This window comes from Micropruina sp., from assembly GCF_047606365.1.
GTDB lineage: Bacteria > Actinomycetota > Actinomycetes > Propionibacteriales > Propionibacteriaceae > Micropruina.
On sequence record NZ_JASGEN010000102.1, the window covers coordinates 1 to 11,346 of the forward strand.

General features: G+C 69.9%; 7 protein-coding genes. 2 read left to right on the top strand and 5 right to left on the bottom strand.

Going from position 1 to position 11,346, the window contains the following annotated elements; genetic code table 11:
* Together QM624_RS11380 and QM624_RS11385 are read right to left on the bottom strand one after the other, a co-directional pair.
* On the bottom strand, positions 1–943 hold a 943-nt coding region (locus QM624_RS11380), incomplete at its 3' end, for a BMP family ABC transporter substrate-binding protein (protein WP_415091852.1).
* A 290-nt stretch (positions 944–1,233) separates the two neighbouring features.
* Complete coding sequence (locus tag QM624_RS11385; protein ID WP_415091854.1) at positions 1,234–2,229, bottom strand: phosphotransferase enzyme family protein; 996 nt, start codon at positions 2,227–2,229, stop codon at positions 1,234–1,236.
* A gap of 58 nt (positions 2,230–2,287) precedes the next feature.
* Here QM624_RS11385 and QM624_RS11390 point away from each other — a divergent pair, with 58 nt between their 5' ends.
* The gene (locus tag QM624_RS11390; RefSeq protein WP_415091856.1) at positions 2,288–3,436 is read left to right on the top strand and encodes a hypothetical protein; all 1,149 of its coding nucleotides are present in this window, start codon (positions 2,288–2,290) and stop codon (positions 3,434–3,436) included.
* Here the strand turns inward: QM624_RS11390 and meaB are convergent.
* The 3 genes from meaB to QM624_RS11405 form a co-directional block, all read right to left on the bottom strand.
* Positions 3,399–4,451 carry a methylmalonyl Co-A mutase-associated GTPase MeaB gene (gene meaB / locus QM624_RS11395; RefSeq protein ID WP_415091858.1) on the bottom strand — a complete coding sequence of 351 codons (1,053 nt, stop codon included), beginning with the start codon at positions 4,449–4,451 and terminating at the stop codon, positions 3,399–3,401. The two genes, QM624_RS11390 and meaB, sit on opposite strands and share 38 nt — an antisense overlap.
* Positions 4,452–4,752: 301 nt before the next feature.
* Positions 4,753–6,942, bottom strand: a complete 2,190-nt coding sequence (gene scpA / locus QM624_RS11400; RefSeq protein ID WP_415091860.1) for a methylmalonyl-CoA mutase — start codon at positions 6,940–6,942, stop codon at positions 4,753–4,755.
* A complete protein-coding gene (locus QM624_RS11405; RefSeq protein WP_415091862.1) occupies positions 6,939–8,792 on the bottom strand; it encodes a methylmalonyl-CoA mutase family protein in 1,854 nt (617 codons plus the stop codon). Before QM624_RS11405 ends, scpA begins: the two co-directional genes overlap by 4 nt.
* Positions 8,793–8,956: 164 nt before the next feature.
* Here QM624_RS11405 and QM624_RS11410 point away from each other — a divergent pair.
* A partial coding sequence (locus QM624_RS11410; RefSeq protein ID WP_415091864.1) for an ATP-binding protein occupies positions 8,957–11,346 on the top strand: 2,390 nt, incomplete at its 3' end.

Here is an 11,346-nt window from a genome sequence, read left to right on the forward strand (position 1 = left end):
CCTTGGCGGCCTTGATCGCCTCGAACACGGCCACGTCCATGGCCTTGCCGACCGAGGACGGGATCACCGCGCAGTACTGCTCCTGGCTGACGCAGCCGTCGGTGTCCACCCACAGCGAGGCGACCTTGCCGTTGCTGGACTTGGCGACCTGCAGTGCGCCCTCGCCGGACGGGCCGGCGACCGGCAGCAGGATGTCGGCGCCCTGCGCCATCAGGTTGGAGGCGACCTTCTTGCCACCGGGCAGGTCACCGAAGGGATCCTGGCCGCCGATGAAGGTGCCGTCCTTCTTGGCGGTGTCCCAGCCGAGCACCGTGACCTTCGTACCCTTGGCCTGGTTGTAGTAGGCGGCACCGCGGGCGTAGCCGTCCATGAACGCGGTGACGGTTGGAATGTTGGCGCCGCCGAAGGTGCCGAGCTTGCCGGTCTGCGACAGTGACGCGGCGGCGTAGCCGGCCATGAAGGACGGCTCGGAGGTGTTGAAGACCAGCCCCTTGAGGTTCTTCGGCGCGGTGTTCTTCCCGGTCTTGGCGTCGCTGTAGGCGAAGTCGACGATCGCGAAGTCGATGTCGGGGTTCTTCTTCGCCGCAGCCAGGGTGGCATCCCCCAGCTTGTAGCCGACGGTCACGATGATGTTGCACTTCCGATCGACCATCGACTGCACGTTCTTGGCGTAGTCCGCGTCGACCTTGGACTGCACCTCAGCCTTCTGGACGCCCAACTCGCTCACCGCCTTGGTCAGGCCGTTGTAGGCGGTCTCGTTGAAGGACTTGTCATCGAAGCCACCGGCGTCGGAGACCATACAGGCCTTGAAATCGGACTGGGCCACACTCGAGGTGGCCCCGGACGGCGCGGCCGACGGCGATGCGGCGGGCGGGGTCGCACAACCGGCGACGGCGAGAGCGAACGCACCGAGCGCTAACGGTGCAATCAAGGACTTCTTCACGGACCTGCCTCCTGAGCAAGACGAACGGCGGGCCCCTCATCGGCCCATTGCGGTGGAGATTCGGGGTAGCTCTCCACCGCTGGTCACACTAGCCACCGTGGTGCCGCTCGTCGCCCCCCGATAGGGCGTGCGGGGCACCCTGATATGAAGTCGTTATCGACACGCTGATCAACGTCTCTCCATCGTCATCCCGGACTTGATCAGGGATCCCTCCCACCTGAGATCCCGGGTCGGAGCCCGGGATGACGTGAGTGATCAGCGCTTCCTCAGGGAGGGTGCCGCGCCGCGGCTCAGATCGGCTCGCGGCGGTACCGGCCGGTGTCCAGCCAGGCGCGCAACCGACGCACACTGCCGGCGGTGTACTTGGGGATGAAGGCGCGCAGATCGGCGTTCTGCTGCTCGAGCAGATCGTCGACGAGCAGCAGATTGCGCCCGGCGACCATGCCCTCGAAGACCTCGTCGCTCACCGCCGGCAGCGACCGGACGCCGGCGTAACCCTCGCGCAGGGCGTCCTCGGCGGCGACGTCGTCGCGCAGGTAGTAGACCGCGATGGCCAGGTCGAGCGCGGGGACCCCGAGCCCGGCGTCGTCGAAATCGAAGACGCTGAGCCGTCCGTCGTGCCACTTCAGGTTGCCGCCGTGCAGGTCGGCGTGCAGCGGAATGACGTCGTCCGCTGCGAAGGCCTGGTCCTGCAACTCCTGCGCGCGGGCCAGTGCCTCGGTCAGCACCGCGCGGGCGTCGGGGTCCAGGGCGGGGTGGTCGCCGAACCGGTTGGGCAGATCGGTCAGCACCTTGTCGAATAGCGGCAGCGCACCGTCGGTGGGCGGACGCCAACTTGCTGCATGGTCGTGCAGCAGTGCCATCGCCTCACCCACCGCGCGCGCCTGCCGGGGCCGCGGCCGGAAGCCGATATTGCGGCCCTCCAGCCAGGAGAACAACACCAGCGGCAGGTCGCGGCCATGATCCGGACTGGAGATGCGGGCCGCCCACTCCCCGTCGCGGGTGCGCTGCGGCGTCGGCACCCGCAGCTCGGTCTCGGACGACAGCGCAGCCAACCAGGCGACCTCCGCCTGCAGATGGGCCTCGGTCTTGGTCGGGATCACGTTGACCCGCAACGCGAACCGCCGTCCATCGGCGGCGTCCACCCGGAAGGTGGTGTTGTAGCCGTGGTTCAGCAGCCGCAGGGACGCGTCACCGAGCCCCCAGGCGGGCAGCGCCCGGGCTGCCAGCGCACGCAGCCGTTTCACCTGGGTGCGAGCGGTGACCTCGATGAACGGCTTGCGCATGGGGGCACCGTAGTACCCTCGATAGACTTATTGAGTATCATTATCATATAGTCCATCCATGAAACCAACTCGCACATCCCTGGCGGTCGCCTGCGCGCTGACCGCAACCCTGCTGCCCGCCCTGGCGGCGCCGAGCGCCGAGGCCGCACCGAAGGTACGCAGCACCATCCTGGTGACCCACGCCGACGGCGTCCTGGCCCTCGACGCCCGGACCCTCAAGCCGGTGGCCCGGATCGCCACCACCTCCCGTCCGACGGTGGCCACGTCGGAGGACCAGCGGCATTTCTTCCTCATCCAGGGCGACAAGGGACTCGTCCAGATCGGCGATCTGCGCGGCACCCCGCACCTCAACCCGCTGCGGGTGAACGCGGCCAAGCCCAGCCATGTGGTGTCGCACGGCAACACCACGGCGATCTTCGACGACGGCACCGGCACAATCCAACTACTGAAGAAGTCCGACCTGGGCAAGACCTCGGCGACCCTCCGCACGCTCAGCCCGTTCCCGGCCCATCACGGCGTCGCGATGCCGATCGAGAAGGGCCGGCTGCTGGTCAGCACACCCGGCAAGGAGGCCGGTCAGCGGGTCGGTTTCGCCCGGGTGAAGGCCTCCAACGGCCGGATCGAGAAGCGCTGGAACAACTGCCCCAAGATCCACGGTGAGGCCGAAGCCGCCGGCGGCGTGGTGGCGTTCGGCTGCGACGACGGCGTGGTGATCTACCGCAAGGGCAAGGTCACCAAGGCCTACGAGCCCGCCGAGGGACCGGACGGCTTCAGCAGCCACCTCGCCGGATCGGAGGACTCCCCGATCATCGCCGGCAGCTACAACGACACCACCATCGCGCTGATCAACACCCGTACCGCCCGCACCAAGCTGCTCGACCTGGGTCTGGTCTACGGCACCGTGGCCTGGGCCGAGAAGCGGATCATCGCGCTCGGCACCGACGGCAAGGTGCATGTGATCAACCCGGGCAAGGGCAAGGTCGAGGCGGCGATCCGGGTGATCGATTCGTGGACCAAGCCCGAGGACTTCTACGCCGCGCGGCCGACCCTGACCACGCTCGGCCATCGGGTCATCGTCGCCGACCCGGCGTCCAAGACCCTCCGAGTCCTCGACCTGGAGACCGGTGAGGTCAGCGAGCCGACCACCCTGGACGTCGAACCGCTGGGCGTCAACGCGGCGGGGCCTGGCGCCGGCCACCAGCACTGAGTGCGTCGCAGGCGTCCGGCCAGAGCCGCGGGACGTCGGCGACGAAACCCCGCACGAGCTCTTCGGCACCTTCCAGCGCCGAGATCTCGTTGCCGGCGATGGCAACTTCGACGGCGCCCCGGGCAGCCCGTACCCGTGGGGAGGCCCGGACGCCGGCGAGCACTTCGCCCTCAACCAGCGACCACAGCCACTCGATCTGCTGCCGTGCCCTTCTCGGCTCCAACCCACCGTTGGATTCCAGATAGGCACGGTGATTGAGCACCGCTTGCCACACCTCGTCCAGGCCCTTGCCGGTGAGCGCCGAACTGGTCAGCACCGGCGGACGGCGGGCGTGCGGATCGGAGCTGATCAGCTTCATCGCGATGGTCAGCTCGCGGGCGGTCACCCGGGCCTCACCCTCGTGGTCGCCGTCGGCCTTGTTGACGGTGATCACGTCGGCCATCTCGAGGATGCCGCGTTTGATCCCCTGCAGCTGGTCACCGGCCCGGGCCAGCGCGATCAGCAGGAAGGTGTCCACCATGCCGGCGACCGCCACCTCGGACTGCCCCACCCCCACGGTCTCGACCAGCACCACGTCGAAGCCGGCGGCCTCCATCACGATCATCGACTCGCGGGTGGCCCGCGCCACGCCGCCCAGATGCCCACCGGACGGCGACGGCCGCACGTAGGCGCTGTCGGACGCGGCGAGTGCCGCCATCCGCGTCCGGTCACCGAGGATGGAGCCGCCGGTTCGTGACGATGACGGGTCGACGGCCAGCACGGCGATCCGGTGCCCGTCCTCGATCAGCCGGATGCCGAGTGCGTCGATGAACGTCGATTTGCCCGCCCCGGGGACACCGGTGATGCCGACCCGCACCGACTGTCCGCTGTGTGGGGTGAGCAGCCGCAGCAGTTCCTTGGCCCGCTCCCGATGCTCCGGACGCGACGACTCCAGCAGCGTGATCGCGCGGGCGATGTGCGGACGCGAGCCCTCCCGGACCCGCCCGGCCAGTTCGTCCGGACTCAACCTACGCATGCAGCCACCCTCTCAAACCCGCATGTCCGGGGACGGTTCTTCGACGTTCGACTTCGCACTCCGGGGGACGGTTCTCCGAAGTTCGACTTTCGCACGTCCGGGGACGGTTCTCCGACGTTCGACTTTCGCACTTCGGGGGACGGTTCTTTTCGTTCCAAGGTGACCAAGGGAACCGTCCCCGGCGACCAAGGGAACCGTCCCCGGTGACCAAGGGAACCGTCCCCGGTGACCAAAGGAACCCGTCCCCGGTGACCAAAGGAACCGTCCCCGGTGACCGGGAGAACCGTCCCCGCGGACACCGTCAGTCTTCTTCCAGCCGATCCTGGAGCTTCTCCAGCAGCTCCACGGCTGCCTCGGGGATCACCGTGCCGGGCGGGTAGATCGCGTCGGCGCCGGCGGCCCGCAACTCGTCGAAGTCCTGCGCCGGGATGACGCCGCCGACGACGATCATCATGTCGTCGCGGCCCAGGGCGTCCAGTTCGGCGCGCAACGCGGGCACCAGGGTCAGGTGGCCGGCCGCCAGGGACGACACCCCGACGACGTGGACGTCGGCCTCGACCGCCTGTCGAGCCACCTCACCGGGGGTCTGGAACAGCGGGCCGACGTCGACGTCGAAGCCGAGATCGGCGAACGCCGTCGAGATCACCTTCTGGCCGCGGTCGTGACCGTCCTGGCCCATCTTGGCGACCAGGATGCGCGGACGGCGTCCCTCGATCGCCTCGAACTCGGCGACCAGCTGCCTGGCCTCCTCGACACCTCGGGACTCCCCCGTCTCACTGCGGTACACGCCAGTGATGGTACGGATCTGCGCGGTGAACCGGCCGAACTGCGACTCCAGCGCGCTGGAGATCTCACCGACGGACGCCTGGGCGCGGGCCGCGTCGATGCTGAGTTTGAGCAGGTTGCGGTCCGGGTCGCTCGGATCGGGATTGGCCGCCGCCCAGGTCAGCCGCTCCAGGGCCGCCTTCGCCGCCTCCGGGTCGCGCTCGGCGCGCAGCCGCTCCAGCTTGGCGATCTGCTCGGCACGCACCTTGGCGTTGTCGATCTTCAGCACCTCGGGCGGTTCGTCGTTGTCGACCAGGTATTTGTTGACGCCGATCAGCGGTTGCCGTCCGGAATCGATCCGGGCCTGGGTGCGGGCCGCCGCCTCTTCGATGCGCATCTTGGGAATGCCTGCCTCGATCGCCTTCGCCATGCCGCCGGCTGCCTCCACCTCCTGGATCAGGCCCCAGGCCTTCGTCGCCAGGTCGTAGGTGAGCCGCTCCACATAGGCCGAGCCGGCCCACGGGTCGACCACCCGGCAGGTGCCCGACTCCTGCTGAATGAACAGCTGGGTATTGCGGGCGATCCGGGCCGAGAAGTCGGTCGGCAACGCGATCGCCTCGTCCAGCGCGTTGGTGTGCAGCGACTGGGTGTGGCCCTGGGTGGCGGCCATCGCCTCCAGGCAGGTACGGGCCACATTGTTGAACACGTCCTGCGCGGTCAGCGACCAGCCGGACGTCTGCGAATGCGTCCGCAGCGACATCGACTTGGGATTCTTCGGGCCGAAATCGCGCACCAGCTTCGCCCACAACATGCGGGCGGCACGGAATTTGGCGACCTCCATGAAGAAGTTCATTCCGACCGCCCAGAAGAACGACAGCCGCGGCGCGAACTGGTCGACCTTCAGGCCCACCGATTCGCCGGCCCGGATGTATTCGACGCCGTCGGCCAGGGTGTAGGCCATCTCGATGTCGGCGGTCGCCCCGGCCTCCTGCATGTGATAGCCGGAGATCGAGATCGAGTTGAACTTCGGCATATTCGCGCTGGTGTACGCGAAGATATCGGAGATGATCCGCATCGACGGCGCCGGCGGATAGATGTAGGTGTTGCGGACCATGAACTCCTTGAGAATGTCGTTCTGAATGGTCCCGGCCAGCTGTGCCGGCTGCACCCCCTGCTCCTCGGCGGCCACCACGTAGAGCGCCAGCACCGGCAGCACCGCGCCGTTCATCGTCATCGACACACTCATCTGGTCGAGCGGAATACCGGCGAACAACTGCCGCATGTCGAGGATCGAATCGACCGCGACGCCGGCCATTCCCACGTCACCGGTGACCCGCGGATGGTCGGAGTCGTAGCCGCGGTGGGTGGCCAGGTCGAATGCGATCGACAGGCCCTTCTGACCGGCGGCCAGATTGCGCCGGTAGAACGCATTGGACTCCTCCGCGGTGGAGAAGCCGGCGTACTGCCGGATCGTCCACGGCTGATTCACGTACATGGTCGCGTACGGCCCGCGCAGGAACGGCGGAATGCCCGGGTAGGTGTTCAGGAAATCCAGCCCGCCCAGCGCGTCCGAACCGTAGACCGGCGGCACCAGAATATGCTCGGGGGTCTGCCAGCCCTTGCTGTACGAGGGCACCTGATCGATCAGGTCCTCCCACTGCTGCGCGGAATCCGCCGGCGGCCGGGCCTCGCCCAACTCGATCGTGTCAAAACGCGGAATGCTCACCGGTCCACTCCCAACTCGTCCAGGGTGCCGGCCAGGAAGCCGGCGACGTCCATGCCGTCGAAGATCTCGCCGGCGATGACCCCGGCGGCATTGTCGGCACCGGTTTCGGTGCGGCGTCCGGCGATCAGCACGGTGTCCACCCCGGCGTCCTTGAGCGCCGAGGCCACCTCGACCGCCTGCGTCGCGTACACCCGCGCCGATGAGCACAGAATCACGATGCGCGCGCCGGCGGCCTGCACCTGCGCGACGATCTCGGACGCCGTCCCGCCCTCGCTGGACGGGTGCCCGATGCCGGCGACCTGCAACACGTTGGCGGTGAACTGTTCGCGCGGACCGAAGTCACGGCGAGCGCCCAGGCAGGCCAGGAACACCTGCGGCTGGGGATCGGCCGCAGCCACCCGGTCACGCAGACCCTCGAACAGCTCACTGTCCCGGCGCGGCGCCAACCCCCCGAACACCGGACGCTCCGGCCGCGGCCGGACGTCCAACGGGGTTTCGTTGACGGCGGGGAACATCGACACGCCGGTGATCGGCTGCCGTCGATTGGCCAGCCGGACGCCGCGGGCCGCCACGGTGGCCTCGATCCACTCGGCCACCCGGCCGTCGGCCAGGGCGGCCGTCATGCCGCCGGCGGCCTCGATCTCGCCGAACCGCGCCCAGGCCCGTCCGGCCAGTTGATCGGTGAGGCTCTCGACGTACCAGGACCCGCCGGCCGGATCGGCGACCCGGCCCAGGTTGGATTCCTCGGCGGCCAGCAACTGAATGTTGCGCGCCATCCGCCGGGAGAAATCAGTAGGCAGACCCCAGGCGGTGTCGTGCGGCAGCACCGTGATCGACTCGGCACCCCCGGCGGCCGCCGCGAAGGTGGCGATGGTGCCGCGCAGCAGGTTCACCCACGGGTCGTCACGGGTGACCATCCGCCACGACGTCACCGCGAGCTGAACGGCGCCCCGCACCCCCGCGGGGACGCCGCTCACCTCCCCCACCCGGGCCCACAGCCGGCGCAGCGCGCGCAACCGGGAGATGGTCATGAATTGATCGGCGTTGGCGGGTACCCGGAACGCGATGGTTCGGAAGGCATCCCTGGGGGAGATGCCGGCGGCCTCCAGGTCGCGCAGGTACTCGACGCCGGTGGCGATGGCGAAGGCCAGGACGTCGACGTCACCGGCTCCCGCGTCGTCGTAGACCAGGGAATCGACCGCGATCGCCCGTGCCTTGCCGAACTCGGCGAGCGTGGTGGCGACCCATTCGCGCTGCGGTCCGAACTCGGCCGCCTCACCAGTCAGGGCGGCGTGCCCGAGGGCATCCAGCCCGAGACTTCCGCCCACCTCGGCAGCCTTGCCGCTCGCCCGCCAGAACGCGGCGAGCGCCCTGGCCGCGGCGTCCTGATCGGTACGGCTGCTGACCCGCAGCCGGGCAAGGTCGGGCAGCACCCCGGCCAGCACGCCGGCGACGTCCGCGGCGGCGATCGCGTCCGGATCGACCCGCAGCCACAGCGAGGTGGCCCCCCGGGTCAGGTCGGCCAGCACGGCGGCGTTGCTGAACGCGACGTCCGGGTCCTCATGCAGCTGGGTGATGTCCCAGGCATGGATCGCACCGGTGCGCAGCGAAGCGCCACGGGTGAACGGGGTCACCCCGGGGTGCCCGAGATCACGGTCGTCGCGGGTATAGAGCGGGTCGATGGCGAGGCCGTCCACGGTCGTCGTGGTGAGTCGCTTCATCGCCTGCTCGATGGAGAGTTCCTTGCCCTCGGGCCGGCGTCGATTGAGCACCCGGAGGACCTCGGTCTCCCAGTCCTGGCGGCTCGGTGCGTCGAAATCACCGGCCAGGGTCAGCGGGGATTCGGTCATACTACGCAGCGTAGTATTCGTTCCCCGATCGCGTCCCCCGCCCGTGGAAAAGGCTCGCGGGCTGAACCCCAGGATCTCGTGATTCGGGACGTCACGGGAACGGGTGCATCGGACCGCAGGTCCGGGTGGTGTCCCGGCGCGTCACACGGTGGCATCCTGTGGGCGTGGCCGACGAACCTGTGGCCGCGTTGGGTGGCACCGGGCTCCTTGAGCGGGCATCCCAACTCGACACGCTCCGGGCCTGCGTCGGCGAAGCCGTGGGCGGGCGGGGCTCGCTCACGCTCGTCCTCGGCGAGGCCGGGGTCGGCAAGTCGGCACTCGTGCGCGCACTGGCCGACATGCGCCCGCGCGGCGTACGGCTGCTGTGGGGCGCGTGCGACCCGCTGAGCACTCCTCGACCGCTGGCGCCGTTGCACGACATCGCGCTGGCTGCGGGCGGCGAACTGCTCGCGGTGATGGCCGGTGATGTCGGACGGCACGAACGCTTCGCGGCGGCGCTCACCGAGCTGGCGGCGCCGCATCCGCCGGCGCTGGTGGTGATCGAGGACGTGCATTGGGCGGACGACGCGACTCGCGACCTGCTGTTGTTCCTGGCCCGGCGGATCGGATCGACCCGGGCGGCGGTGATCGTCACGGCACGGGACGACGAACTGATCCGCGACCATCCGCTGACCGTCGCCCTCGGCCGGCTGATGGCGCTTCCCGGGGTGCGCCGGATGGAACTCGCTCCGCTCGGACCGGAGTCGGTGGCGAGGTTGGCTGGCGGGCTGGATGCCGACGAGCTCTATGCGGCGACCGGCGGGAACCCCTTCTTCGTGACGGCACTGGTCGAGGCGCACGCCACGGACGTGGTGCCCGCCGGTGTCCGCGCCGCCGTCCTGGCCCGGGCGGACGGGCTCGGGCCCCAGGCACGCAGAGCACTGGACGCTGCCGCCCTCATCCCCCGCGCCGACGCCGAGGTGAGCCTGGTGCTGGCGGCGGCTGAGGTCACGCCGCCGGCGGTGGACGAGTGCCTGCGCAGCGGCATGCTGGTGGGGCGTCCGGCCGGCATCGCCTTCCGCCATGACCTGGCCCGTCGGGCGGTCGAGGACTCCGTGCCGCCCGCCGTCGCCGCAGACCTGCATCGCCGCTTGCTCGCCGAACTCGAGCGGCGTGGCGCCGACCCCGCACGGCTCGCGCATCATGCCGAACGCGGAGGCGACCCGGTCCGTACCGCCAGGTACGGGATCGAGGCCGCGGTGGCCGCCAGCAGTGCCGGAGCGCATCGTTCCGCAGCACGTCAGTACGAGCGCGCGCTCGACTCGGGTGCCCTTCCGCAGGATGCCGCGGCCACCGCGTGGGAGGGCCTGGCCCGCGAGTACACCGCGTTCGCCGACGACCGGGGCGCACTCGATGCCTGCGAGCAGGCACGGGCGATCTGGCGCGCACTGGACCGGCCGGACGACGCCGGACGCGCCGCCGCCACGGGGGCCACCTCACTGTGGCGCCAGGGCCGGGGCGACGACGCTCGTCGCGCCATCGACGAGGTCCTGCTCGGTTTCGACCGTCGGCCGGACAGCTCGGCCAAAGCGGTCGCCCTGTCCGTGGGCGCGCAGTTGCACATGCTGGCCCGGGAGGTGGTCAGCGCGATCTCCCTCGGCCGCCGCGCAGCAGAACTCGCCGCCCGGTTCGGTGACGATCGCACCCGGGCGAGTGCGCTCAACGCGGTCGGCGCGTCTTTGTGGTTCGTCGATCCCGATCAGGCCGAGGAACCACTGGTGCGCAGCCGCGCGCTCGCCGAGAGCCTCGGCGACGACATCGCCGTGGCGTCGGCGCTGATCAACCTCGGATCCGGTGCCGGTGAGGTCCGCCGGTACACCCAGGCTGATCGCTGGCTGGACGAGGCACGCATCTGGTGCGCCGAGCGTGACCTGGACCACAGCGCCGACTACGCGACTGCGTGGCTGGCACGATCACGTTTCGAACAGGGCCAGTGGAGTGCTGCCGCGGCGCTGGCCGAGTCGGTCCGCGACGCGCCCGGCGTGATCGCGCGGATCGTGGCGCTCACCGTCGCCGGCCGCATTCGAGCCCGCTCCGGCGCACCGGACGCCGAGCGTCCGCTGCTGGCGGCACGCGAACTGGCGGACCGCACAGGCGACCTGCAACGGCTCTGGCCGGCAGCGGCGGGACTCGCCGAATCCGCCTGGCTCAGATCGGAGTCCGATCGCATCCCGGCGCTCGTCTCCGAGACGTTCCGGCTGGCGGTGAAGCTTCGGCAGGGGTGGGCGATCGGCGAGCTCGGGTTCTGGCTGTGGCGGGCGGGCGACCTCAGCACTCTCCCACCCGGCGCGGCCGAGCCGTTCGCGGCTCAGGTGCGCGGCGAGTTCGCCACCGCTGCCGCGCTGTGGGAACAGCTCGGCTGCCCCTATGAGGTGGCCGTCGCCCTCGCCGACAGCCGCGAGGCCGCGGATCGTCTGCGTGCGCTTCAGACCTTCGACCGTCTGGGTGCGAGTCCGGCCGCCGATGCGGTGGTCGCGCGGCTGCGCGCCGAGGGCGCGGCGTCCGTGCCCCGGCG